The following is a 25,288-nucleotide window of genomic DNA, read 5'->3' on the forward strand; positions in this document are numbered from 1 at the left end:
TTAATCTCCTCGCCAGTGAGCATAAAATAGCCGACGGAGAACGACACCGTGTTCAGGGAGGATGAGATGCATACTGGGATGAAAAACAGACACTCGCACGATGATTTAACGGTTATCAGGCTTTCACAGCAAGAAATGCAGCGATCTCAACAGGTGATGGCGTCATCTCTTCATGAGCTGAAACAGGCGCAGCAGGCCTCTGATTTATCGCTGCAGGACGTGAAGCAAACGCAACAGGCGATGGCATCATCACTGCACGAGCTGAAACAGGCGCAGCAGGTGATGGCGTCATCACTGCACGAACTGAAACAGGCGCAGCAGGCGACTGATTTTTCGGTGCAGGAGCTGAAAATCTCATTTCAGAAGATGGATGTTTCACAGCAGGAAATGAAGCAGTCGCAGCAGGAAATGAAACTCGATATTCGCGCGCTGCAGCAGGGCCAGTTGGGGCTGGTGAAAGACATTTCGGGGCTGGCTAAACGCCAGGAGCTGGAAGAACTGCGTGCGGAAACTCAGGAAGAGTTTCGCCTGGTGCGTTGTGAAATGCGCAGTATGCGCACCGAACTTAAAGCAGAAATCGGCATCCTAAGAAACGATGCGCGTGCCGATTTCAGGCTGCTGTTCGGAGGGTTAATTACCCTCGCCATTGGCATGACAGGGCTGCTGGCGAAGGCATTTCACTGGATATAAGAGTTTAAGGTACGTCGTATCCCAGTGCAGCTTTACGGATGCGGAACCACTGCTGGCGGTTCAGCGTTATCTGTGCTGAAGCAGCTGAACTGCGCACGCGCTCAATTTTCCCACTGCCGATAATCGGTAATGGTTGCGAAGGAAGTTGCAGTATCCACGCATAGATCAGCTGCTCGATCGTTTCGGCCCCGGTTTCCTGCTGAATGAGCTTGAGCTCATCGCGCAACGGCTGATATTCCGCGCCGGTAAACATTTTACCCCCCGCCAGACACGACCACGCCATTGGCTTAATGCGCAGCTGCTGGCACTGGTCGAGCGTACCATCCAACAGCAGAGGCTGATAAACCGGAGAAATCTCCACCTGATTGGTGACCAGCGTAAACGGCAGTCGCGACTGCAGCAGGGAAAACTGCGCGGGAGTAAAGTTGGAGACGCCAAAGTGCTTAACCTTGCCGCTTTGATGCAACTGCAGGAAGGCACTGGCCACCTCGTCCGCATCCATCAGCGGATCGGGGCGGTGGATCAACAGCAGATCGAGATAATCAGTATTAAAGTGACGCAGGGAGTTTTCGGCGCTCTGAATAATATGCGCAGCATCGGTGATATAGTGGCCAAGCTTGTGGTCAGGATTGGCCGTAGTGGCAATACCGCATTTGGTCACCAGCTCCAGACGCTCGCGCAGCTGCGGCTGCAAACGTAGCGCTTTACCGAATTCAGCTTCACATAGATAGCCCCCATAGATATCGGCATGATCGACAGTGGTAATGCCGCACTCGAGGTGCTGTTCAATAAAACTGACCAGCTGCTGCGAGTTCATTTCCCACTCCATCAGCCGCCAGTAGCCCATCACCATGCGGGAAAAAACCGGGCCCTGTGGGGCGATCTGCACGCGTTGTAACATCTGTACTCTCCATTAGCGAAATGACTGCACGCATGATACACCATCACTCCGCACCGGAAGCAGGTTGCCGTCAAACTTACCGTTAAAACAGCGTTGGCTGTTCCGGTTCGTCAGGGGCAGCCGCCGCGCCCGCCCTTTGCAGCCGCAGGTAGCGCTGGCGACACAGGCGTAGTACCTCGCGCTTCTGCGCATCACTGAATTTCATCCAGTTAAACCGCTCGTCGCGACTGCGCAGACAGCCCCGGCAGTATCCGCGAACGTCCGCCTGGCAGATCCCGCGACAGGGACTGGGTACCGGGAAAAACTCAAGTTGTTCAGCCACCCTAACTCCTGATTGCTCTACCTGATATTTATTGAAGACGGCTCAGACGATGTCTGCAAGCGTGACGCGGTGGTTTTTACTGAAATAATCGCGCAATGCCCGTATTGCCTGGCGGCTTTTTTCCGGTAAAATCCGTTCGAGCGTCAGCGCCGTTAATTTTAGCGGCGCCGCACGCCACTCCGGTAGCAGCAGCATAAGCTGACCGCTGCGCAGCTCTTCCTGAATTTCCTGCAGGGGCTGAAGCGATAGCCCCATTCCCGCCACGGTAAAAGCGCGCATCACGTGCATACTGTCGCTAACCACCTGCCCTTCGGCAAGGCGCAGGGTCAGCTCGCCCTGACGCGGATGATGGAAGTCGATGTGGCGATGGGAGCTGTGGCCGTGGATCCAGCGATGCGCTGACAGTGCCTGCGGCGTCTCCGGTACGCCATAGCGGGTAAGGTAAGCCGGTGCCGCACAGATCACCATTGGCCACTCAGCCAGCGGGTGAGCAATGATGTTGGCATCGCTCAACTGGCGGCTAAAACGCAGCGCAATATCAATGCGGTGTTCAATCATATCCAGCACGTTATCGGTGGCGATAATGCGCAGGCGAAGGCCGGGATGCTGTTGCAGTAACGGCGACAGCGCGCTGCACAGTGGCTGGCCACCGATCCCCGGCGTAGAACTGATGCGCAGCTCCCCGCTCAACGTATCGCGCAGCTCAGCCAGCCTTTGCTCCGCCTCTTGGGCATTTTTAAGCATCGCTTCACAGCCCGGATAAAATGCCGCACCGGCCTCGGATAGCGTCAGTTTACGGGTCGAACGGTGCAGCAACGGCACGCCGACCGCCTGCTCAAGCGCGCGCAAATGCTGACTGACTGCCGAGGGAGACATAGCCAGGCTGCGTGCCGCCGCCGCCAGAGAACCTTCCCTGACCACGGTCGCAAACACCGCCATACGATTGAGTTTTTCCATGATTCGTAAGTATTACTTCATTATAAAAGCATAAATATGCCACTTATCGCCCTGCTTGTTAAGCTGTAGAGTGCAATACACACTTACAGAGGAGTATTGCTATGAAAATGACCATCATTGGCGCAAGCGGTTTTGTCGGGCCGGACATCGTTAAAGAAGCACTGGCACGCGGCCACCAGGTGGTCGCCGTTTCCCGCTCCGGCAAAAATTTGCCTGTGGATAGCCATCTGACTCAGGCACTGGGTGATATCCACGACAGCGAGTGGTTAAGCGGCGTACTTAACGGTCAGGATGCAGTTATCAGCGCCTATAATCCCGGCTGGGCAGAGAGCGACCTGTTTGAAAAATTCACGCGCGGCAGCAATCAGATTCTGACAGCGGTGAAAAGCAGCGGCGTGCAGCGTCTGCTGGTGGTTGGCGGTGCGGGCAGTCTTGAGGTGGCTCCGGGTGTTGAACTGGTCGATACTGAGGCATTCCCGGCGAATATCAAACCCGCTTCGCTGGGAGCGCGGGCATTGCGTAATCAGCTTCAGGCAGAAGAGGACCAGCTGGACTGGACCTATCTCTCACCGGCTGCCTTTCTTGAACCCGGTCCGCGCACCGCACAATTCCGGGTTGGCCACACCTCGTTATTGATGAATGGCGATAAGCCCGCCTCAATCAGCGTCGCCGACCTGGCGGTGGCGATCCTTGATGAGATCGAAAAGCCACAGCATATCCGCCAGCAATTTACCGTTGCTTACTAATTTACGAAGCCCACTACGGTGGGCTAATCACATGGTTGTAAAAAGGTTAAGGTTTAACTAAGGTTTTCTGGCTATGATAATCTAAGATTATTCTGCATTTGGAATGCCATGAAACCCTTGTTCGCTAAGTTACGTTGTAACGAAATAACGTTTAACCTTACCGCTGCACTTTTCTTTACCCTGGTTTTAAACAGCGTCTTTATTTTCCGGGCCTGGGAAACCATCCCTTACCTCCATTTTCGTGACTACCTGTTTGCCGCCTCTATCCCACTGGTGCTGTTCTGCGCGTTCACCCTGATTTTTAGCGTGCTGGCTTTACCGTGGCTGCGTAAACCGCTACTGGCTGTGCTGATTCTGGCGGGCGCAGCGGCCAACTATTTTATCTACAGTTTCGGTACCGTGATCGATACCAATATGATCCAGAACGTATTTGAAACGGATGTGCAGGAAGCGACCGCACTGTTCAACCTGCGCTATCTGGTGTGGATGCTGCTGCTTGGCGCTTTACCTGTTGCCCTGCTCTGCCTGACAAAAATTGAGAACAATCGTCCGTGGTGGATGGCCATTGCATGGCGCGCCGTAACCTCTCTTGCTGCCGTGGTGCTAATACTGTTGGCCGCGGCGCTCTTCTATAAAGACTACGCCTCAATGATCCGCAATAACAAAGGGCTGGTAAAAATGGTCACCCCGGCGAATGTGGTCAGCGGCATCGGCCACTATGTGGATAATCGCTGGTTTGCTGGCGACCAGACGCTGGTCAAAATTGGCGAAGATGCCAAAAAAGGTCCGGTTATTCTCGGGGCAAAGAAAAAGACCCTGGTTATCTTCGTGCTGGGTGAAACTGCGCGGGCAGAAAACTTCTCACTTGGCGGCTATGCCCGCGAGACGAATCCAAAACTCAAGCGTGATAATGTCATCTATTATCAGCATGCCACCTCGTGCGGCACGGAAACTGCCATCTCCGTACCCTGCATGTTTTCTAATATGCCGCGTGAAAATTATGATGCCAGCCTCGCGCGCCATCAGGAAGGCCTGCTCGATGTGATGGCCCATGCGGGCGTTACCGTAATGTGGCGTGAAAATGATGGCGGCTGCAAAGGCGCCTGCAATCGCGTACCGCATACCGATATGACCAAATGGAACGTCACCGCACTGTGTAAAAGCGATTACTGCCTTGATGATGTTCTGCTGCACCGACTGAATAACTACATTGACAGCGTGAAGGATGACGCAGTCATTGTCCTGCATCAGATGGGCAGCCACGGCCCGGCGTACTATCTGCGTTATCCCGCTGAAATGCGCCAGTTCACGCCAACCTGCGACAGCAATCAGATTCAGGATTGCGATCATCAGGCACTGGTCAACACCTATGACAACTCGATCCTCTATACCGACTCGATGCTGGACAGCACCATTAGCCTGCTAAAGTCATACAGCGCTAAATTCAACGTGGCGATGGTCTATCTTTCCGATCACGGTGAATCACTTGGCGAGCGTGGCATGTATCTGCACGGCGCGCCGTATCTCTTTGCGCCCAGTCAGCAAACGCATATTCCCTTGCTGCTGTGGATGTCGCCGGACTATGCCAGCACGTTTGGCATTAATCAGCAGTGTCTGCAACAGCAGGCTGAGCAGGATGATGTCTCGCAGGACAATATTTTTCATACCCTGCTGGGGATGCTTAACGTAGAAACTAAAGAGTATCAGCCGAAGCTGGACATGATCCGTTCGTGCCGGCAAGGGGCATAAAGGGTTGAATGCGACCGTTCGGTCTAGTACCCTGCTGCGATGAATAAAACGACCCGCTTTGACACAAGAGAGCATCTGCTCAATACCGGCGAACAGCTCTGCCTGCAGTGCGGCTTCAACGGCATGGGCCTGATCGCGCTGCTGAAACAGGCAGAAGTGCCTAAAGGGTCGTTCTATCACTATTTTCCTTCTAAGGAAGCGTTCGGCGTGGCGATGCTTGAGCGTTACTTCGCCCGCTATCATCAGCGCCTGTCTGACTATCTCGATGATCATCAGATAAGCTATCGTCAGCGCGTACTGGATTACTATCAGCAGTCGCTTTCGTTCTGCCAGGAGAGCAGCTTCGCCGGGTGCCTGTCGGTTAAGCTGTCGGCCGAAGTCTGCGATCTCTCTGAAGCGATGCGCAGCGCGCTGCATGCCGGATCTGAAGCATTGATGGCCACGCTGGTCAAGGCGCTGATGAAAGCGCAGCAGCAGGGTACGCTGTCAGCCGAAATCAACTGCTCCCAGTGCGCAGTAACGTTATACACTTTGTGGCTGGGAGCCAGCCTGCAAAGTAAAATCTGCCGTGACAATGCGCCGTTGCTCAACGCATGGCAGGAAATGACACGCATTCTACGCGAAGCGTAAAAAAAACCACCTTTTCTAGTCGACCGGTCTACCAGGAGTAAGTTATGGAACTGAAAAAACTGTTCACCCCTCTCAAAACCGGCGCAATCACCGTGCCGAACCGCATTTTTATGGCACCGCTGACGCGTCTGCGCAGTATTGAACCCGGTGATATCCCGACTCCGCTGATGGGCGAATATTACCGTCAGCGCGCCAGCGCAGGATTAATTATTACCGAAGCCACACAGATCAGTGCGCAGGCGAAAGGCTATGCCGGTGCGCCAGGCTTACATTCGGCTGAACAGATCGGCATGTGGAAAGCCATCAATGAAGGTATTCATCAGGATGGCGGTCACAGTGCCGTTCAGCTGTGGCACACCGGACGTATCTCGCACACCAGCGTGCAGCCTGAGGGCGCGGCGCCGGTATCGGCTTCCGCCATTAATGCTGAAACGCGCACTTCACTGCGTGATGACGCGGGTAACGCCGTGCGCGAAGCCACCTCGACGCCACGCGCCCTGACAACCGAAGAAGTGGCCGGTGTGGTCAATGATTTCCGTCAGGCAGTCAGCAACGCTCGCGAAGCCGATTTTGACCTGGTGGAGCTGCACAGCGCTCACGGTTACCTGATCCATCAGTTCCTGTCCCCTGCCTCAAACCAGCGTGACGACCAGTACGGCGGCAGTATCGAAAATCGCACGCGTTTCGCGCTGGAAGTGGTTGATGCCGCGATCGCCGCCTGGAGCGCAGACCGCATCGCTATCCGTATTTCACCTCTGGGCCCGTTTAATGGCCTGGACAATGGTGAAGATCAGGAAGAAGCCGCACTGTATTACATTGCTGAGCTGGCAAAACGCCAACTTGCCTATCTGCATATTTCTGAACCAGACTGGGCGGGCGGGAAACCATACAGCGAGAGCTTCCGTAAGGCTATCCGTGCCGTTTACCCTGGCGTGATTGTCGGAGCCGGTGGTTACACCGCAGAAAAAGCGGAAACGCTGATTGAACAGGGCCTGATCGACGCCGTTGCTTTTGGCCGCAGCTACATTGCCAACCCGGACCTGGTCGAGCGCCTGAAAAAGAACGCTGAACTGAATGAACCACAGCCGGAAACCTTCTACGGTGGCGGCGCAAAAGGCTATACCGATTACCCGGTTCTGGGCTAAGGGTTCGCAGCGGTTGCTATAACCGCTATACTGGATTTTTTACGTCATCCACCGATGGCGCCGATAAATGAGGATGTTATGCGTTTACTTCACACCATGCTGCGCGTTGGCGATCTGCAACGCTCCGTTGATTTTTACACTAAGGTGCTGGGCATGAAGCTGCTGCGCACCAGTGAAAACACCGAATATAAGTACACCCTCGCGTTTGTCGGCTATACCGAAGAGAGTGAAGGTGCCGTTATCGAGCTGACCTATAACTGGGGCGTAGATAAGTATGACCTCGGCAATGCTTATGGTCATATCGCACTGGGCGTGGACGATTGTGCCGCCACCTGCGACCGCATTCGTAATGATGGTGGCAATGTCACCCGTGAAGCCGGCCCGGTAAAAGGCGGCAGTACCATTATTGCTTTTGTTGAAGATCCGGACGGTTATAAAATCGAACTGATCGAAAACAAACATGCTGGTCACGGTCTGGGCAATTAATTGTTTAGGGTGCCTTTTTGGCACCCTCTCCCTTCCTGTTTGCTGCATCCTGCAGTGAAATTTGCCATAATGTGCGCTGCCTTTTTTCCGCCTATGAGATGCCGATGTCTGAATCGAATGAACTGAACACCCTGAGCAGCCGTTTTCGCGGTTTTTATCCAGTGGTGATTGACGTTGAAACCGCCGGTTTTGATGCCAAAACTAACGCTTTACTGGAAATCGCTGCGGTCACGCTTAAGATGGACGACAATGGCTGGCTGGAAAAAGATGAGACGCTGCACTTCCATGTCGAACCCTTTGTCGGCTCAGTTCTGCAACCCGAAGCGCTGGCGTTCAACGGCATCGACCCGAACAACCCTTTGCGCGGCGCAGTGAGCGAGTACGAAGCGCTGCATGCGATTTTCAAACTGGTGCGTAAAGGCGTGAAGGATCAGGGCTGTAACCGGGCGATCATGGTGGCACACAACGCAACTTTCGACCTGAACTTTATGAACGCCGCCGCCGAGCGCGCCAGCCTGAAGCGCAACCCTTTCCATCCGTTTGTCACCTTTGATACGGCGGCATTGAGTGGTCTGGTGCTGGGGCAAACCGTTCTGGCTAAAGCCTGCACCACTGCCGGCATCGCTTTTGATAATACCCAGGCACACTCCGCACTGTATGACACGCTGCAGACCGCGGATCTGTTCTGTGAACTGGTTAATCGCTGGAAACGTCTGGGCGGCTGGCCGTTGCCCGCCAGCGCCGATGATCAACAGCAGGCTTAAACGCGCTGATTGAAAGATAAAAAAAACCGGAGCCATTTGGCTCCGGTTTTTATTTTGGGTGCACTCTCAAGCTTTAACGCTTATTCAGACGCTTCGCTCGGATACTTTGCCGCAGTTTCTTTAATCAGACTCTGCAGTTCGCCGCGCTGGTACATTTCAATGATGATATCGCAGCCGCCGACCAGCTCACCGTCAACCCACAGCTGTGGGAAGGTCGGCCAGTTGGCATACTTCGGCATTTCAGCACGGATGTCCGGGTTCAGCAGAATATCAACATAGGCGAAACGCTCGCCGCAGGCTGAAAGCGCCTGAACAGCCTGCGCGGAGAAGCCGCAGCTTGGCAGTTTCGGGGAGCCTTTCATATACAGCAGGATCGGGTTTTCTGCGATCTGGCGCTGAATTTTTTCAACAGTACTCATAAATGCCTTCCTCAATACGATACTTCGTGTTTAGTTATTGTAGCGATTCTGTCCAGGCGATGAAAATGACATTTTCAGCAACAGCGTCAGCCTGTGCGCTGTCGTGGAACAGGTGATGGTGACAAAATAACATTTTCTTATCATCAATTCTCCCTCTGTCATGCGCGAAAGTGCAGTAACCGCTGACTTAACCACCTGATTGTGCTCAATTTCAAAGCGTTTACTTGATCTGTATTATTGAAACAAAAAAGACCTTACCTTTTGTTAAGAAGTTAGATTAGAATCGGTCCAACCTTCTGCTTTAGCGCAGAAATCACTTTTTCTGGCTGTGTTGCAGTGTTTTGCAGCGCACAAACTGTTAATGAGAACAATGCGTTCACTCATCACACTCATTCTGCTGGCCTTTGCTCAGCTATTTTTGAACCTGGCGCACGCATCGCCACATGCTCCTATTAATGCAAATCAACATAAAGTTGATAGCAGCGCTGCCAGTAAGGATGACCGGCGTAAACGCCGCCCGGTTAAAGCCGCCTCAACCAAAAAAGTCAAAGAACCCCTCAGCAAAAAGAGCAAACAACCAGCCAAAACCACGCGTACAACCGTTGCGCAAAAACTTAAGCTGAAAAAGAAACCCGCTGCTGAGCCGGTAAAAAAGATTAACGTCGCAAAAACCAAAACCACGGCTAAAAAGCTGGCTAAGAACGAAGGTAAAAAACGCTACGGTCGCCAGCGTGCAGATAAAAAACTCGAATCGCGCGTAGCAGAGAGTACCGATGCGCCGCTCAAGCTGAGTAAAGCTCACCGCGCGCGCTATCAGAAAGCTCGTGAGACAGCGATGAATAAACTGATGGGTCAGCTAGGGAAACCCTACCAGTGGGGCGGAACCTCGCCAAAAACCGGCTTCGACTGCAGTGGGCTGGTTTGGTATGCCTATAAAGATTTAGTGAAGTTTAAGATCCCACGTACCGCGAATGAAATGTATCACCTGCGTGACGCGGCCTCGATCAAACGCGATGAGTTGGAAAAAGGCGATTTGGTATTTTTCCGCATTAATGGTCGCGGCACTGCCGACCATGTGGGCGTCTATCTGGGCGGTGGGAAATTTATCCAGTCACCACGCACCGGCAAAGATATCCAGGTGAGCGCGCTGACGGAAGACTACTGGCAGGAGCACTACATTGGTGCCCGGCGCATGATGACACCGAAAACCATTCGTTAAACGCTAAAGAGAACGGGAGGAGCGACCTCCTCCCGGTGAAACTTAGTGCATTACTGCCGTGATGCTAAACGCAATAATCATCAGCAGTGAACCCACAACCGTCAGCAGTGTCATTTTCATATCGGTATTCATTTCCCCCCCTTAATAACCCTGTTTAAAGTAAGCCAATAGATTTTCCCACAGTAGCCCGTAAAAATCTCGTTTTCTTTGCGCAGCCTTGCTAGAATTCCTCTTTTCCGTTGCGCAACAAGCACGGAAGTGATTTTACTCAGCACCGCATGTCACTCTACGGACGATTTAACCCCATCCTGACCCTTTGAGACAGCATCCATCATTATTCTGGGCGGCCAGAAATGGCGGTGTTTAGGCAAACGTTTAACCAATTAGTTATCAGAGTGTTACGATAACGCCAGGAGTACGAGTTTAATGGCAACAATTAAGGATGTGGCAAAGCGCGCCGGTGTTTCCACCACCACCGTTTCCCATGTAATCAATAAAACGCGCTTTGTAGCTGAAGAGACGCGTGAAGCGGTATGGACGGCAATCAAAGAATTGCACTATTCTCCCAGCGCCGTTGCACGTAGTCTGAAGGTTAACCACACCAAAACTATTGGCCTGCTGGCAACGTCCAGCGAAGCCCCCTATTTTGCCGAGATTATCGAAGCCATTGAAAACCGTTGCTTTGCTAAAGGTTATACGCTGATCCTCGGCAATGCGCACAACGACATCCAGAAGCAGCAGGCTTATCTGTCGATGATGGCGCAAAAGCGCGTTGATGGCCTGTTGGTGATGTGCTCAGAATACCCCGATGAGCTGATTTCCATGCTGGAAGACAATCGTAATATCCCCATGGTGGTGATGGACTGGGGTGAATCGCGCGGCGACTTCACTGATACCGTACTGGATAACGCTTTCGAAGGTGGCTACCTTGCCGGGCGCTATCTGATTGAACGTGGGCATCGTGATATTGGCGCGATCCCGGGGCAGCTGGAGCGCAACACCGGCGGCGGCCGCCATGCTGGCTTTATCAAGGCTCTTAACGAAGCCGGCATCAGCCTGCGCGATGAGTGGCTGGTGCAGGGTGACTTCGAACCGGAATCCGGTTACCGCGCCATGCAGCAGATTTTGTCACAGAAGCAGCGCCCGACGGCGATCTTCTGCGGTGGCGATATCATGGCAATGGGGGCCATCTGTGCCGCTGATGAGATGGGCCTGCGTGTGCCGCAGGATATTTCGGTGATCGGTTATGACAACGTGCGCAACGCGCGCTACTTCACGCCGGCGCTTACCACCGTCCACCAGCCAAAAGAGCGTCTGGGTGAAACTGCCTTTGATATGCTGCTCGACAGAATTACCAGCAAGCGTGAAGAGCCTCAGACCATTGAGGTGCACCCTTCGCTGATTGAGCGCCGTTCAGTGGCCGATGGCCCATTCCGCGATTACCGTCGTTAATCCTCAGGGTGATGTTGCGCAACGTCACCCTGGTACGGTTTCACTTAGCCACTCGGCGTTAAGCGTTTCGGTACTGCCCAGATGTTCCAGCAGCCAGCTTAACGCCGGGGAGACGCTCTGCTCTGACCAACTCAGGCAGCACGGGCTATCGGGAAAAGGGGCGGCAAGCGGCAGCTCGTACAACACCCCCTGCTCCAACCACGGCTGAGCAAAGTGCCCTGGTACCATACCCACGCATAATCCGGCGCGCAGGCAGTCAAACGCGCTATCCCAGTCCGGCACCACCAGCCGCCGCTGGTTATTCAGCGTCCAGGTGGTGCGCTTTGGCAAGGCTCTGGAGGTATCCTCCAGCACCAGCGATGGCCACTCGCGTATCAACTCTTCATTCAACGGGCTGCTGTGGCCAAGCAGCGGATGCCCGGCCAGCACGACACAGCGCCAGTTCAAACTGCCCATATCGCGAAAAGCAAAACGCCCGCCGACAGGAATAGCCTGCGTCGCGCCAATCGCCACGTCGACGCGCCCGTCCGCCAGCGCATCCCAAACGCCGTTGAAAACCTCTGGCGTAATATGCAGCTCCATATCCGGGAAGTGGCGGTAAAAATCCACCACCAGCTGCCGGGTACGCGCCGGACGGACAATACGATCGACCGCGATATTAATCTGCCCACGCCAGCCGTTAGCCACCTGTTGACAGCGCCGACGCGTGGCGAGCATTTTTTTGATGACAACTCTGCCCTCTTCGCTGAATACACGCCCGGCTTCGGTCAGCACCACGTCGCGGTGCCGCCTCTCAAACAGGCTAACGGCTAGCCACTCCTCCATCTGACGTACGGTATAGCTGACGGCAGAGGGCACACGATGCAGTTCTGCCGCAGCAGCGGTAAAACTGCCGGTTCTGGCAACCGCATCAATAACTTCCAGAGAATGTTCAGACCACATAGCTTTGCCTTCAATTTTTTTCAACGCGACTGACGAATATTAGCGTTTCACAAGCCAGTCGGCACTCTATTAAACTGCGTCGGTGAAAAATTTGTCTGATAAGAGTTAAAACAATGCGATCTAAAGGCTTTATGATTTACCTGGCACTGCTCAGCATGCTGGGTTTCCTTGCTACCGATATGTACCTGCCCGCATTTGGCGTGATGCAGCAAGACCTGGGCAGTGAAGCGGGTGCCATCAGCGCCAGCTTGAGTATATTTCTCGCCGGTTTCGCCTGCGCACAGCTTATCTGGGGGCCACTCTCCGATCGCATCGGCCGTAAACCCGTGCTGCTGATGGGCCTGAGCCTGTTTGCCATTGGCTGCGCGGCAATGCTGTGGGTGAACTCTGCCCCATGGCTGCTGGCGATGCGCTTTGTTCAGGCCGTTGGCGTCTGTGCTGCGGCGGTAAGCTGGCAGGCACTGGTGGTAGACCGCTACAGTGGAGCGCGTGCCAATCGCGTTTTTGCCACTATCATGCCGCTGGTTGCTCTTTCGCCCGCGCTGGCGCCGCTGCTGGGGGCGTGGCTGCTGCAGCACTTTTCCTGGCGATCGATCTTCGTTGCGCTGCTGGTGATTAGCATCGGTTTGATCATCCCCACCCTGCGCCTGCCTGCACGCCCTGTAACCGACCATCGCGCACCTAAAACCGTCACTCCGGGCTTCTTCACTCTGCTGAAGTCGCCCATTTACAGCGGCAATGTGGCGATTTATGCCGCCTGTTCAGCGAGTTTTTTTGCGTGGCTGACCGGCTCACCGTTTATTCTGGGAAAATTAGGCCTGTCACCCGCGGATATCGGTCTGAGCTATGTGCCGCAAACTGCCGCCTTCCTGATCGGTGGGTTTAGCTGTCGTTCACTGCTGAATCACTTTGCCGGCCGTCAGCTGTTGCCCTGGCTGCTGGCGTTTTACAGTCTGAGTATTGCCGGGCTTTATCTAGTTGCTCAGCAGGCCGAACCTTCTCTGTTTGCGCTGCTGCTGCCGTTCTGCGGCATGGCGATGGCTAACGGTGCGATTTATCCGATTGTTGTCTCTAATGCCCTGCTGCCCTTCCCGCAGGCAACCGGCAAAGCAGCAGCATTACAGAATATGTTGCAGCTGGGTTTGTGCTTCCTTGCTAGCCTGGCGGTATCGACCTGGATTGAGACGGCACTTCACACCACCGCGTTAGTGATGTTGCTGACTATTTTACTGGCAATTTTCGGCTATATTTTACAACGCTCCGCTGATAAAAAACGCCAGTGGGAAAATGCCTCCCAACAGGGCTAAGTGGTAGCAAATCATTTAGTTAGCACCCTAACAATAATGAATTGAATATTGCCTCACGTGAGCATATACTCCGTGAGGCACCATAAAATAATAAGTTAACAACATTTTAAGCGGGGAACGCCTACGGCGCTTTCCTACTATTGAGATCCTGACAAGGCTGTCATGATGTTCTTCCGCGTGACATTCGTTACGGCCTCTACAGGTTTCAAATCAATCCTCTTTTTTTACGTCGGATATCAGGCCACGGTTTTTGCCGTGCGTTCTCTCACAGATCTGTAGAAATTGACTATTCTATTTCTCAGGTTTCAATCACACAGGGTGATGGAGAAGCTATGAGTTCATCGTGTATAGAAGAAGTGAGCCTGGGGGACAACCAGTGGTATCGAATCGTCCAGGAAATGTTAAGCAAAGCAGACATTCAAATTAACGGTTCCCATCCCTGGGACATCCGGGTCCTCAACCCTGAGTTCTTCAAGCGCGTGATGCAGGAAGGATCGCTGGGGCTGGGCGAAAGCTACATGGATGGCTGGTGGGAATGTGAAAGGCTGGATATCTTTTTCCAGCGCGTTTTGAAAGCTCACCTCGATCAACAACTTCCTCATCATTTTCGCGATACTTTGCGTGTCGCCGCCGCACGTCTGACCAATCTGCAATCGCGTAAGCGGGCATGGATAGTGGGTAAAGAGCATTATGATTTGGGGAACGATCTGTTCACCCGCATGCTGGACCCCTTCATGCAATACTCCTGCGGTTACTGGAAAGAAGCGGAAACGCTGGAACAGGCACAGCAGGCTAAGCTGCAGATGATTTGCGAAAAGCTCCAGCTCGAACCGGGTATGTCGCTGCTGGACATCGGCTGTGGCTGGGGAGGCCTGGCTGAATACGCCGCGCGCAACTTTGGGGTAAAGGTGTTCGGCGTGACGATTTCAGCCGAGCAGCAGAAGCTGGCTCAACAGCGCTGTGAGGGGCTGGACGTCACTATTTTGCTGCAGGATTATCGCGATCTGAACCAACAGTTTGACCGCATTGTTTCGGTAGGGATGTTTGAACACGTTGGCCCCAAAAATTACGCCACCTATTTTGAAGTCGTGGATCGTAATTTAAAACCTGACGGTTTGTTCCTGCTGCATACCATCGGTGCAAATCGCACCAACGACAATGTCGATGCCTGGATCAATAAATATATCTTCCCCAACGGGTGCCTGCCGTCGGTGCTGCATATTGCACAAGCCAGCGAGCCTCACTTCGTTATGGAAGACTGGCATAATATCGGGGCGGATTACGATCTTACGCTGATGGCGTGGTATCAGCGATTCCTCGCAGCATGGCCGGAACTGGCGGAAAAATACGGTGAGCGCTTTAAACGGATGTTTACCTACTACCTTAACTGCTGTGCCGGAGCGTTTCGCGCCAGGGATATTCAGCTTTGGCAGGTGGTATTTACCCACGGAGCGGAAGGCGGATTACGCGTAGCACGCTAAAAGTGTCTAAGGGCGACAATCAGTCGCCCTTTATAATGGTTTTAAATCTCTTCCTGCTGTTCAGCTACTGCCGCAGCCAGCAGCGCGGCCTCGCGCTGTGCCAGAACACGTTCTACGGTTTCAACAATCGCCTGCGTATGGGGGTCGATCTCAATATTGACCTTATGGCCCAGACGCTTGTTGCCCAGCGTGGTGCGCGCCAGCGTTTCCGGGATAAGATGCACGCAGAATTTGGTGCGCGTGACTTCGCCCACGGTCAGACTAATACCGTCAATGCCAATAAAGCCTTTATGCAGAATGTATTTCATCTGGCTGGCATCCTGCGGTTTAAACCAGATTTCACGATTATTCTCTGAGGTGAGAATTTTACTGATTTCCGCCGTCGTCATAATATGGCCCGACATCAGATGACCGCCGATTTCATCGCTGAATTTCGCCGCGCGCTCAACGTTCACCGTATCACCCACCTGCAGATCGCCGAGGTTAGTGATGCGCAGGGTTTCTTTGACCAGATCAAAGCTAACACGATCGCCATCAACGTCGGTCACCGTCAGGCAGCAGCCGTTATGGGAAACCGATGCACCCAGCTCCAGCCCCGGCAACAATGCCTCCGGCATTTTAATCACATGGGTACGAAAATTGGGTTTCTCTTCAATTGCCAGCACCTCTGCGGTGCCCTGCACAATACCGGTAAACATAACTGTTGCCTCAATCAATGTGTTTTCTCTGCGCTTAGTTTGCCCTGGCATCGTAGCAAAGCCAAATAAACTCCCGCACAATTGCGTGACACAAAGAGCTATTTTTTATGCATAAGATTGGCTATTTCTACTATCAACATTAAACTGGACCACCTGCTCTACTGACATTGCAAAAATGTGTCGACTTTTTCATCAGCAGTGGTTCCCCTCCCGATAATATAAAAGGTGTATGCGTGCAGAAGTACCTCTCAGAGGCGCGTCAGTTATTGGCCCTGGCTATTCCGGTGATCCTTGCGCAGGTTGCGCAAACCGCCATGGGCTTCGTTGATACAGTAATGGCCGGTGCCGTCAGCGCCACGGATATGGCCGCCGTTGCCGTGGGAACCTCAATCTGGTTACCCTCAATACTCTTTGGTCACGGCCTGCTGCTGTCGCTAACGCCGGTTATCGCACAGCTGAATGGCTCTGGCCGCCGCGATCGTATTGGCCATCAGGTGCGCCAGGGCTACTGGCTGGCCGGGATGGTGTCGGTGCTGATCATGCTGGTGCTGTATAACGCCGGTTATTTGATTGGTGCGATGCACAACGTTGATCCTGTGCTCGCCGAAAAGGCGATTGGTTACCTGCATGCTTTATTGTGGGGCGCTCCCGGCTATCTGTTTTTCCAGGTCGCGCGTAATCAGTGTGAAGGTCTGTCCAAAACCAAGCCGGGTATGGTGATGGGCTTCCTCGGCCTGCTGGTGAACATTCCGGTTAACTACATCTTTATCTATGGTCATTTCGGCATGCCCGCCCTGGGCGGCGTCGGCTGCGGCGTTGCCACGGCTTCCGTTTACTGGGTGATGTTTATTGCCATGAAGGCGTGGGTGAACCGCGCTAAGTCAATGCGTGATATTCGCAAGCCTGTCAGCCACACCGGCCCCGACTGGAAAGTGCTCCGCCGCCTGGCTGGCCTTGGCCTGCCCGTGGCGCTGGCGCTGTTCTTTGAGGTCACCCTGTTCGCCGTGGTCGCCCTGCTGGTCTCGCCGATGGGGATTGTTAAAGTCGCCGGGCACCAGATCGCGCTGAACTTCAGTTCCCTGATGTTTGTACTGCCGCTGTCGCTGGCCGCAGCAACCACCATCCGTATTGGTTTCAAACTGGGTCAGGGCTCTGTAGAGCAGGCGCGCGTGGCAGCCTGGACCGGCCAGGCGGTGGGAATTGGCATGGCCTGCCTGACCGCGCTGTTTACCGTCACCTTCCGCGAACAGATCGCCCTGCTATATACCGATAACCCGGAAGTGGTCACGCTGGCGGCGCAGCTGATGTTCCTCGCCGCGGTGTATCAGTTCTCGGACTCTATTCAGGTGATCGGTAGCGGTATTCTGCGCGGATATAAAGATACACGCGCTATCTTCTTTATCACCTTCACCGCTTATTGGATCCTCGGCCTGCCGAGTGGTTACATTCTGGCGATGACCGACCTGGTGGTGCCCGCGATGGGTCCTGCCGGATTCTGGACCGGCTTTATTATCGGTCTGACCTCCTCGGCGGTGCTGATGATTTGGCGCATCTTGCGTATGCAGAGTCAACCTGCTGAGCGCATTCTGCGACGCGCAGCGCGCTAATTTTTAGGCATATTTCGCGCCTGAATGGTTAAAATTGCTGCGCTTCGCACAGATGCGCAGCAATCAGCAGGAAAAAACCTTTTTTCTCCTTGCCAGGCGTGCGCAGTGCCGTTAATATTCGTCCCCGCTGTCACCCAGACAGCACAGTGCGTCTGTAGCTCAGTTGGTTAGAGCACCACCTTGACATGGTGGGGGTCGATGGTTCGAGTCCATTCAGACGCACCACTATCTTTAATATTTGCCTCAAAGGGCGAATATTTCGTACTAGAGCGCGGCAGCAACTGCGCGAATCCACAGGAGCATACTCCAGTATGTGACTGCGGTGAGCAAAGGCAGCTAACAAAGCTATAGTGCGAAAGATGAAGCGATTTGCGTTCTTAGCTCAGTTGGTTAGAGCACCACCTTGACATGGTGGGGGTCGGAGGTTCGAGTCCTCTAGAACGCACCAATTTCTCCTCCCCTCTTTAGTACACCTGCAAAACAACCACCAAATTCCTGACCAGTGACCGTTTGCGCAACGAAATTGATGCGTATCATCCTGTCAGCGGATTTAACGCTTTTTAATTGGTTTTCGCACACTTAGCGACTATAATACGGAACGTTGTTTCACTTGAATGGTTTCAGCGTATGGTTGCCCCTCATTTTATAACAAGTACCTGTTGCGCAACGTCCTGCTGCGCCTGCGCCGAAACCGCGTCTCAACTTACCCTGCACGCTTTAATTCTGTCACCTATCCTTACTCAGTATTGCCGTTCGCCTGAAGCGCCAAATTTCTCTTCCGGTGGAAACACCGCCGGGATCCCTCTTTATCATCCATCACAACTTAATAGATAAATCGTCATGAAAAAGACTAAGATCGTTTGTACTATCGGTCCAAAAACCGAATCTGAAGAGATGCTGACTAATCTGCTTGATGCCGGCATGAACGTGATGCGTCTGAACTTTTCCCACGGGAATTATGAAGAGCATGGTCAGCGCATTACCAACCTGCGTAATGTTATGAGCAAAAGCGGTCATCAGGCCGCTATTCTGTTAGACACCAAGGGCCCTGAAATCCGCACCATGAAACTGGAAGGCGGCAATGACGCTTCCCTGAAAGCGGGCCAGACCTTCACCTTCACCACCGACCAGTCTGTTATTGGTAACACCAATACCGTTGCAGTAACCTATCCGGGCTTTGCTGCCGACCTGAAAATCGGTAACACCGTGCTGGTGGACGATGGTCTGATCGGTATGGAAGTGACAGAAGTCACCGAAAGCACCGTCGTGTGTAAAGTGCTGAACAATGGCGACCTGGGCGAAAACAAAGGCGTTAACCTGCCGGGCGTTTCAATTCAGCTGCCAGCGCTGGCTGAAAAAGATAAGCGTGACCTGATCTTCGGCTGCGAGCAGGGTGTCGACTTCGTCGCTGCCTCCTTTATCCGTAAGCGTTCAGACGTGATCGAAATCCGTGAGCACCTGAAAGCCCACGGCGGCGAGCACATTCAGATCATCTCCAAAATCGAAAACCAGGAAGGCCTGAACAACTTCGACGAGATCCTTGATGCTTCTGACGGCATCATGGTGGCCCGCGGTGACCTCGGCGTTGAGATCCCGGTTGAAGAAGTGATCTTCGCGCAGAAGATGATGATCAAAAAATGTAATCGTGCTCGTAAAGTGGTGATCACCGCGACCCAGATGCTCGATTCGATGATCAAGAACCCACGCCCTACCCGCGCTGAAGCGGGCGACGTGGCGAACGCCATTCTCGACGGCACTGACGCCGTAATGCTGTCTGGTGAGAGCGCCAAAGGGAAATACCCGCTGGAGTCCGTCACTATCATGGCGACCATCTGCGAGCGTACTGACCGCGTGATGAAGAGCCGTATCGACTCTCAGCACGACAACCGCAAAATGCGCATCACTGAAGCGGTTTGCCGTGGTGCCGTTGAAACCGCAGAGAAACTCGAGTCACCGCTGATTGTCGTGGCGACAGAAGGCGGCAAGTCAGCGAAATCCATTCGTAAATACTTCCCGAATGCGACTATCCTGGCGCTGACGACTAACCCTCAGACTGCCCGTCAGCTGCTGCTGAGCAAAGGCATTGTCACTTCTGTGGTGAACGAAATTGCCTCAACAGACGATTTCTACCGCCTCGGGAAAGAAGCCGCTATCGCCAGCGGCTATGCGCTGAAAGGCGAAGTGGTGGTCATGGTTTCTGGTGCCCTGGTGCCAAGCGGAACCACTAACACTGCGTCCGTGCACGTTCTGTAATATAAATTTACGACTTGCATTAAAAAAGCGCCCTGAGTGGCGCTTTTTTTACAACTTGCGTAGGCTAATTTCACAAAGTCTCCAATCGAAATTAACGATTTAATCACCGCTAAATCTAAGAGCAGTCCGATTAAAATTGCCTGTTTTCGCGGCGTTTTTTGCCAAAACGCCAAAAGAAGATGCTTCTTTGAGCGAACGATCAAATTTAAGCACGTTCTCATCAAAAAATTATTCTCATTAGAAAATACTTTGTGTAATACTTGTAACGCTACATGGAGATTAACTTAATCTAGAGGGTATTAATAATGAATCGTACTAAACTGGTACTGGGCGCGGTAATCCTGGGTTCAACTCTGCTGGCTGGTTGCTCAAGCAACGCTAAAATCGACCAGCTGTCTACCGACGTTCAGACTCTGAACGCTAAAGTTGACCAGCTGAGCAACGACGTGAACGCAATCCGTTCTGACGTTCAGGCTGCTAAAGATGACGCAGCACGCGCTAACCAGCGTCTGGACAACCAGGCTCACTCTTACCGTAAGTAAGAGTTCTGGTTTAAAAATGGCGCACTTAGTGCGCCATTTTTTTTGCCTGCGTTTCGGGGCCTTCCACGGCTTGCTTCCAGCCCCTGCTGCTAAACGCAATCTCAGCCACGCTGAGCGCTTTATTCCCCGACCTGAGACACAGTCGCAGGTGCACTGGAGGACGTAGCAGAAGGCGTCTGCTGCGCTACAGCAGGCACAGTATCCTCCGTTCCGGCTTTCTCCCCTTTGTTGACCAGCACCGGCATACCTGAGCGACGCGTCATGGCAGCTTTGATCATTGCCCTGTCACCGTCAGGATCCTGCATGAACTTCTTCGCCGCTGCGGTTAGCGCAATCGGCATGGTTTGCGGATCGTCTTTTTCGCTGTGCGACAACGGCTGATGCACCTCCAGATAGCGTTTGCCGTCCGGTTCCACCGCATATTTCACCGGCTGGTTGATAATCTGCACGCGCGTACCTTTCGGGACGCTATTAAACAGCGCCTCAATATCGTCTGGCCGCAGGCGGATGCAGCCGGAGCTGACGCGCATCCCGATGCCAAAATCAGCGTTGGTGCCGTGGATCAGGTAGTGCTGCTGGCCGTAGGCCAGACGCAGCGCATACAGCCCCATTGGATTATCCGGCCCGGCAGGCACGGTCACCGGCAGGCTCTTGCCTTCGGCCGCGTAGCGCTTACGGATGTTTGGCGTGGGTGTCCAGGTCGGATTGGGGATTTTCTGGCTGATGCTGGTGACCATCGCCGGCGTGTTCGCCCCCAGCTGACCGATACCGATCGGATAGACGATCACGCGGTTTTCATCTTTCGGGTAATAGTAGAGGCGCAGTTCCGCGACGTTTACCACAATGCCTTCACGCTTAGTGTCCGGCAGCAGCATCTGGGTAGGGATGGTCAGTTCGCTGCCCGCTTTGGGTAGCCACGGGTCGGTACCCGGGTTGGCTTCCAGCATGCCGAGCAGCCCGATTTTATATTTCGCCGCCACGGCTTCCAGCGGCTGGCCGTCGTTGGGGACGACGTAAGTGGTGTTCTCACCAATCAGGCGGCTGTCGGCAGGGGGTAAAGGGTATTCAGTTGCGCTGGCGTTGTGCGCCCCGGCAAGAAAGGTGAGCGTAAAAGCTGCAGCAAAGCGAGACAGAGGTTTCATGCGCGTTTCCCGGTTATAGGTGGAGAGAGCACCCCGTTCGTGGGGTGCTTACCGGGTAGTGTAGCAACTCAGCCCTGAGTTAAAATCAGCGCTTTCTGACGTATGGCACGAATCATGGCTTCCAGCCCCTGCGAGCGGGATGGGGTGAGCTGCTGCGTCAGGGAGAGATCGGCGAACCACGGGCGCACGTCGAAGTCGACAATCTCCTGCGGCGTCATCTTCTGATAGAGAGCAAAAACGATAGCAATGAGGCCCTTAACCAGCGCGGCATCGCTGTCGCCCTGCAGGCGCACACAGCCACTTGCATCGGTATCAACCACTATCCACACCTGGCTCTGACAGCCGGGCACGATATTTTCCGGCTGCTGCAGGGAATCAGACGATTCTGGCAGGCGTGCGCCTAATTCAATGATGTAGAGATACTTTTCTTCCTGGTTGGCGCAGCGGTTAAAGTTGCGCACCAGCTTGTCTTTATCTGGCAGAGTTGCCATTGCTTCCTCACTTAAAAACGCAGGGGCGAGGCATGCCTCGCCCCTGCGGGTCGGTGCGGGTTGAAACTTAACCCAGCAAACGGTGAATACGTATTAAACCTGCGACCAGACGGTCGACCTCATCTTCGCTATTATACAGCACAAACGAGGCGCGACACATTGCCGGCACCTGATAGTGTTGCATCAGCGGCATGGCGCAGTGGTGGCCGGTACGAATAGCGATGCCGTACTGATCGAGGAAGCTGCCAACGTCAAAAGCGTGATGCTTGCCGAGGTTAAAGGCAATGACGCCGGAACGCTGCCGTGGACCATAGATCACCAGATCCGGCACCGTGGCCAGTTTTTCCAGGGCATAGTGCATCAGCTGCTGCTCGCGCTCGGCAATGACCTCCAGCCCCAGTTCACTCACCCACTTCAGCGCAGCACCCAGACCAATGATAGCGCCGGTGTTCGGTGAGCCAGCTTCGAAGCGCCACGGCGCGGCGGCATAAGTGGTGCCTTTCGTCAGGCTGACGGTGGCGATCATCGATCCGCCCCCTTCCCACGGTGGCATCTGGTCCAGCAGGGCTTTGCGGCCATACAGAATACCAATACCGGTCGGGCCGTAAATTTTATGCCCGGAGAAGACATAGAAATCACAGTCCAGATCCTGCACGTCGACCTGCTGATGCATAACCGCCTGTGCGCCGTCGATCAGAGTCGCAACACCCGCCGCCCTGGCCTGAGCCACCAGCGCTTTTACCGGGTTTTCAGTGCCCAACACGTTGGAGACGTGAGTCACGGCCAGCATGCGCGTACGGCTGTCCATCAGCGCAGGCAGCTGCGCAACGTCCAGCTCGCCATTGGCGGTCAGCGGGATAAAACGCACTTCCGCGCCGGTACGCTCAGCCACCATCTGCCACGGTACGATGTTGGCGTGATGCTCCATCTCCGTGATGATGATGTTGTCGCCTGGCTGCAGCTGACTGCCGCCCCAGCTGCTGGCGACCAGATTAATCGCTTCGGTGGTGCCTTTAACAAACACAATCTCTTCCGCTGAGGCAGCGTTGAGAAACTGTGCTGCCTGTACGCGCACGTTTTCCATCTCGGTGGTCGCTTCCGCGCTCAGCGTATGGATACCACGATGCACAGCGGCATAGCCGTGCTCGTAGAAACGACTTTCGGCGTCAATGACGACCTGCGGCTTCTGCGCGCTGGCGGCACTGTCGAGATAGGCCAGCGGTTGCCCGTTGACCTCGCGCGTCAGTAACGGGAATGCCGCCCGCACACGGGCCAGGTCAAAACTCATTGCAGGCCTCCAGGAAAACGCTGTGCAATGCGCTGCATCACAGCCTCTTTCAGCGTTTCATCATTGATGGCTTCGGTCAGCTCAGCGGCAAAGGCGTAAATGATCATGCGCTGCGCTGCGGCTTCGTCGATACCGCGCGAGCGCAGATAGAACATCTGCTCTTCGTCGATACGACCAATGGTCGCGCCGTGGCCGCACTTCACGTCATCCGCGTAGATTTCCAGCTGCGGTTTGGTGTCCACTTCCGCCAGACGACCTAACAGCAGGTTATTGTTGCTCATCTGCCCGTCGGTCTTCAGCGCGTACTTCGCTACTTTGATATGACCGTTGAATACGGCACGCGCACGGTCACGCACGATAGTTTTGTGCAGCTGACGGCTCTGACAATACCCTTTGTTGTGCTCAAGATAGGTGCGGCTGTCGCACACTTCTTTATCCAGCGGCAGCATCAGGCTGTTAATTACCAGATCGCTGCCCTCGCCTTCCAGTTTGCTGCTGGTGTTGTGACGGGTCAGACCGGCACCCAACAGGAAGCTGTGGCTCTGCACGCGCACATCACGACCCAGGGTCAGATCGTTGTGTGAGAAGTGGTAGCTGCTCTGATCTTCAAAGCACAGATTGTAGTGCGTCAGCGCCGCGTTATTGCCCACGTTGGCGGTAAAACGCGCCCCGGTGAAGTGGGTGCTGGCGTTCAGGCTGAGGTAGTGCTCAATCACCGTCGCTTCAGCCGCTTCATCCAGCTGCAAATGGTGGCGATAGTGCGAAGTGTTCATCTCACCTTGCGCGCTGCCGCTGCTGATATGCAGCAGGTAGAGCGGACGGGCAGCAGCTTTGCCACGCGCCAGATGAATGGTGGTCACCTCTTCAGCCAGGCTCTCGGTCAGATGCAGGAACACTTCAGGCTGGATAGGTGCGTCGAGTTCACGACGCTCCGCAGCCTGAGTCACCTGAATATCAAACAGATCAAACTCGGCATCACTCAGCTCAGGGGCGAAGCGGCCATCGACAAACACCAGGCGCACGGCATCAATCGCCAGCGCCTGAGCGTCGACCACATCCGCAGTCAGCACGGCGGGTTTTGGCAGCACGAAGTGGTGGTCCAGCAGTTGATCCAGCGGCGTGTATTTCCAGTTTTCCTGCTTACGCGTTGGCAGGCCTAGGCGCAGCAGCTGCTGCCAGTGCTGTTGTGCCTGCATTGAGCGGTTTTCACCGCGCGTTTCAAACAGGTGATGCCACTGTTGCAGCGCGTTTTCACTCTTCGTCGGTAAGCCAGCCATAGCCTTGCTCCTCCAACTGTTTCACCAGTGAGAAATCCCCTGATTTAACGATCTTGCCCTGGTACAGCACGTGGACGAAATCAGGCTTAATGTAGTCAAGAATACGCTGGTAGTGGGTGACGATAATAAATGAGCGCTTGCCGTCGCGCAGGCTGTTGACGCCGTTGGAGACAATTTTCAGAGCATCGATGTCCAGACCGGAGTCAGTTTCATCCAGAATGCACAGATCCGGCTCCAGCGCCGCCATCTGCAGAATGTCGTTGCGCTTTTTCTCACCGCCGGAGAAGCCCACATTGACCGAACGGGTCAGCAGATCTTCAGGCATTTTCAGCAGGTGGATTTTCTCTTCGATAAAGTCCTGGAAGTCAAAACGGTCCAGCGCTTCCTGCTCGCGGTATTTACGCACCGCGTTTACCGAGGTTTGCAGGAAGAACTGGTTGCTGACGCCTGGAATTTCAACCGGGTACTGGAAGGCCATAAAGATGCCTTCACCGGCGCGCTCTTCCGGGTCTAGCTCCAGCAGGTCTTTGCCTTTGAACTCGACGGAACCGCCGGTCACTTCATAATCTTCACGTCCTGCCAGCGTGGCAGAAAGCGTGCTTTTCCCTGAGCCGTTCGGCCCCATGATGGCGTGCACTTCCCCAGGTTTGATTTCAAGATTCAACCCACGCAGGATAGCTTTGTCTTCAACGCTGACCTGTAAATCTTTGATGCTTAACATAAGGTTTCCTTCGCAGTGCTTTCCAGCACTGTTGATATACCCTTCATTCTTGAAGCTGC

26 protein-coding genes and 2 tRNA genes are annotated in these 25,288 nt (G+C 54.0%); 16 read left to right on the top strand and 12 right to left on the bottom strand.

The genetic code is table 11. The features are described from left to right. The first annotated feature begins 156 nt into the window (after positions 1 to 156). Positions 157 to 690 carry a hypothetical protein gene (locus J2Y91_RS20165; protein ID WP_253539255.1) on the top strand — a complete coding sequence of 178 codons (534 nt, stop codon included), beginning with the start codon at positions 157 to 159 and terminating at the stop codon, positions 688 to 690. Between the two features lie 4 nt (positions 691 to 694). On the opposite strand, the gene J2Y91_RS20170 is transcribed toward J2Y91_RS20165, so the two are convergent. The 3 genes from J2Y91_RS20170 to J2Y91_RS20180 form a co-directional block, all read right to left on the bottom strand. Next, entirely contained in the window at positions 695 to 1,591 is an 897-nt protein-coding gene (locus tag J2Y91_RS20170) for an aldo/keto reductase (RefSeq protein WP_253539257.1), read from the bottom strand. Positions 1,592 to 1,673: 82 nt separating this feature from the next. Further along, on the bottom strand, positions 1,674 to 1,913 hold the full coding sequence (locus J2Y91_RS20175) for a DUF1289 domain-containing protein (protein ID WP_253539260.1): 240 nt from the start codon (positions 1,911 to 1,913) through the stop codon (positions 1,674 to 1,676). Positions 1,914 to 1,955: 42 nt separating this feature from the next. Then, positions 1,956 to 2,870 carry a LysR family transcriptional regulator gene (locus J2Y91_RS20180; protein WP_253539263.1) on the bottom strand — a complete coding sequence of 305 codons (915 nt, stop codon included), beginning with the start codon at positions 2,868 to 2,870 and terminating at the stop codon, positions 1,956 to 1,958. 101 nt (positions 2,871 to 2,971) lie between these two features. Here J2Y91_RS20180 and J2Y91_RS20185 point away from each other — a divergent pair, with 101 nt between their 5' ends. The 6 genes from J2Y91_RS20185 to rnt all read left to right on the top strand — a co-directional run bounded on the left by J2Y91_RS20185 (position 2,972) and on the right by rnt (position 8,390). Further along, positions 2,972 to 3,616, top strand: coding sequence for an NAD(P)-dependent oxidoreductase (locus J2Y91_RS20185; protein ID WP_253539266.1), 645 nt, complete (start codon positions 2,972 to 2,974; stop codon positions 3,614 to 3,616). Between the two features lie 108 nt (positions 3,617 to 3,724). Next, the gene (gene eptA, locus J2Y91_RS20190; RefSeq protein ID WP_253539269.1) at positions 3,725 to 5,365 is read left to right on the top strand and encodes a phosphoethanolamine transferase EptA; all 1,641 of its coding nucleotides are present in this window, start codon (positions 3,725 to 3,727) and stop codon (positions 5,363 to 5,365) included. 39 nt (positions 5,366 to 5,404) lie between these two features. Next, the gene (locus tag J2Y91_RS20195) at positions 5,405 to 5,995 is read left to right on the top strand and encodes a TetR/AcrR family transcriptional regulator (protein ID WP_253539272.1); all 591 of its coding nucleotides are present in this window, start codon (positions 5,405 to 5,407) and stop codon (positions 5,993 to 5,995) included. A gap of 44 nt (positions 5,996 to 6,039) precedes the next feature. Further along, positions 6,040 to 7,140, top strand: a complete 1,101-nt coding sequence (locus J2Y91_RS20200; RefSeq protein ID WP_099754902.1) for an alkene reductase — start codon at positions 6,040 to 6,042, stop codon at positions 7,138 to 7,140. Between the two features lie 78 nt (positions 7,141 to 7,218). Then, positions 7,219 to 7,626 (top strand): lactoylglutathione lyase, encoded by a 408-nt coding sequence (gene gloA / locus J2Y91_RS20205; RefSeq protein WP_048916160.1) that lies wholly within the window; start codon positions 7,219 to 7,221, stop codon positions 7,624 to 7,626. Positions 7,627 to 7,730: 104 nt separating this feature from the next. Beyond that, positions 7,731 to 8,390, top strand: coding sequence for a ribonuclease T (gene rnt, locus J2Y91_RS20210; protein ID WP_048916158.1), 660 nt, complete (start codon positions 7,731 to 7,733; stop codon positions 8,388 to 8,390). Positions 8,391 to 8,470: 80 nt separating this feature from the next. On the opposite strand, the gene J2Y91_RS20215 is transcribed toward rnt, so the two are convergent. Continuing rightward, positions 8,471 to 8,809 (bottom strand): Grx4 family monothiol glutaredoxin, encoded by a 339-nt coding sequence (locus J2Y91_RS20215; protein WP_048916159.1) that lies wholly within the window; start codon positions 8,807 to 8,809, stop codon positions 8,471 to 8,473. 370 nt (positions 8,810 to 9,179) lie between these two features. Here J2Y91_RS20215 and J2Y91_RS20220 point away from each other — a divergent pair, with 370 nt between their 5' ends. Next, on the top strand, positions 9,180 to 10,028 hold the full coding sequence (locus J2Y91_RS20220; RefSeq protein WP_133623519.1) for a C40 family peptidase: 849 nt from the start codon (positions 9,180 to 9,182) through the stop codon (positions 10,026 to 10,028). A gap of 42 nt (positions 10,029 to 10,070) precedes the next feature. On the opposite strand, the gene cydH is transcribed toward J2Y91_RS20220, so the two are convergent. Then, positions 10,071 to 10,160: a cytochrome bd-I oxidase subunit CydH gene (cydH, locus tag J2Y91_RS20225; RefSeq protein ID WP_099754901.1), complete on the bottom strand. Its 90-nt coding sequence runs from the start codon at positions 10,158 to 10,160 to the stop codon at positions 10,071 to 10,073. Positions 10,161 to 10,454: 294 nt separating this feature from the next. Here cydH and purR point away from each other — a divergent pair, with 294 nt between their 5' ends. Then, entirely contained in the window at positions 10,455 to 11,480 is a 1,026-nt protein-coding gene (purR, locus tag J2Y91_RS20230; RefSeq protein WP_048916162.1) for an HTH-type transcriptional repressor PurR, read from the top strand. Positions 11,481 to 11,504: 24 nt separating this feature from the next. Here purR and punR read toward each other — a convergent pair whose 3' ends face one another. Next, a complete protein-coding gene (gene punR / locus J2Y91_RS20235; RefSeq protein ID WP_253539275.1) occupies positions 11,505 to 12,422 on the bottom strand; it encodes a DNA-binding transcriptional activator PunR in 918 nt (305 codons plus the stop codon). Between the two features lie 113 nt (positions 12,423 to 12,535). Here punR and punC point away from each other — a divergent pair, with 113 nt between their 5' ends. Both punC and cfa read left to right on the top strand, forming a co-directional pair. After that, a complete protein-coding gene (punC, locus tag J2Y91_RS20240) occupies positions 12,536 to 13,729 on the top strand; it encodes a purine nucleoside transporter PunC (RefSeq protein ID WP_048916164.1) in 1,194 nt (397 codons plus the stop codon). A 332-nt stretch (positions 13,730 to 14,061) separates the two neighbouring features. Continuing rightward, positions 14,062 to 15,210 (top strand): cyclopropane fatty acyl phospholipid synthase, encoded by a 1,149-nt coding sequence (cfa, locus tag J2Y91_RS20245; RefSeq protein WP_133623518.1) that lies wholly within the window; start codon positions 14,062 to 14,064, stop codon positions 15,208 to 15,210. Between the two features lie 41 nt (positions 15,211 to 15,251). Here the strand turns inward: cfa and J2Y91_RS20250 are convergent, their stop codons facing one another. Continuing rightward, the gene (locus J2Y91_RS20250) at positions 15,252 to 15,908 is read right to left on the bottom strand and encodes a riboflavin synthase (protein WP_048916166.1); all 657 of its coding nucleotides are present in this window, start codon (positions 15,906 to 15,908) and stop codon (positions 15,252 to 15,254) included. Between the two features lie 233 nt (positions 15,909 to 16,141). Between J2Y91_RS20250 and mdtK the strand changes: the two genes are divergently transcribed. From mdtK to J2Y91_RS20275, 5 genes are all read left to right on the top strand, one after another. Next, a complete protein-coding gene (gene mdtK, locus J2Y91_RS20255) occupies positions 16,142 to 17,515 on the top strand; it encodes an MdtK family multidrug efflux MATE transporter (RefSeq protein WP_133623516.1) in 1,374 nt (457 codons plus the stop codon). Positions 17,516 to 17,663: 148 nt separating this feature from the next. Continuing rightward, a tRNA-Val gene (locus J2Y91_RS20260) sits at positions 17,664 to 17,740 on the top strand. 146 nt (positions 17,741 to 17,886) lie between these two features. Next, positions 17,887 to 17,963 (top strand) — tRNA-Val (locus tag J2Y91_RS20265). A 392-nt stretch (positions 17,964 to 18,355) separates the two neighbouring features. After that, positions 18,356 to 19,768: a pyruvate kinase PykF gene (pykF, locus tag J2Y91_RS20270; RefSeq protein WP_048916168.1), complete on the top strand. Its 1,413-nt coding sequence runs from the start codon at positions 18,356 to 18,358 to the stop codon at positions 19,766 to 19,768. Positions 19,769 to 20,073: 305 nt separating this feature from the next. Then, entirely contained in the window at positions 20,074 to 20,310 is a 237-nt protein-coding gene (locus tag J2Y91_RS20275; RefSeq protein WP_016169824.1) for a major outer membrane lipoprotein, read from the top strand. A gap of 119 nt (positions 20,311 to 20,429) precedes the next feature. Here J2Y91_RS20275 and J2Y91_RS20280 read toward each other — a convergent pair whose 3' ends face one another. From J2Y91_RS20280 to sufC, 5 genes are all read right to left on the bottom strand, one after another. Continuing rightward, the gene (locus J2Y91_RS20280) at positions 20,430 to 21,452 is read right to left on the bottom strand and encodes a L,D-transpeptidase family protein (protein WP_133623515.1); all 1,023 of its coding nucleotides are present in this window, start codon (positions 21,450 to 21,452) and stop codon (positions 20,430 to 20,432) included. 68 nt (positions 21,453 to 21,520) lie between these two features. Further along, a complete protein-coding gene (sufE, locus tag J2Y91_RS20285; protein WP_048916170.1) occupies positions 21,521 to 21,943 on the bottom strand; it encodes a cysteine desulfuration protein SufE in 423 nt (140 codons plus the stop codon). A 67-nt stretch (positions 21,944 to 22,010) separates the two neighbouring features. Further along, a complete protein-coding gene (gene sufS, locus J2Y91_RS20290) occupies positions 22,011 to 23,231 on the bottom strand; it encodes a cysteine desulfurase SufS (protein ID WP_133623514.1) in 1,221 nt (406 codons plus the stop codon). Then, the gene (gene sufD, locus J2Y91_RS20295) at positions 23,228 to 24,508 is read right to left on the bottom strand and encodes a Fe-S cluster assembly protein SufD (protein WP_133623513.1); all 1,281 of its coding nucleotides are present in this window, start codon (positions 24,506 to 24,508) and stop codon (positions 23,228 to 23,230) included. The genes sufS and sufD overlap by 4 nt, the downstream gene beginning before the upstream one ends. Continuing rightward, positions 24,483 to 25,229 (bottom strand): Fe-S cluster assembly ATPase SufC, encoded by a 747-nt coding sequence (gene sufC / locus J2Y91_RS20300; protein WP_048916173.1) that lies wholly within the window; start codon positions 25,227 to 25,229, stop codon positions 24,483 to 24,485. Before sufC ends, sufD begins: the two co-directional genes overlap by 26 nt. Positions 25,230 to 25,288 lie beyond the last annotated feature (59 nt).

This window comes from Erwinia aphidicola (assembly GCF_024169515.1).
Classification (GTDB): Bacteria; Pseudomonadota; Gammaproteobacteria; order Enterobacterales; family Enterobacteriaceae; genus Erwinia; species Erwinia aphidicola.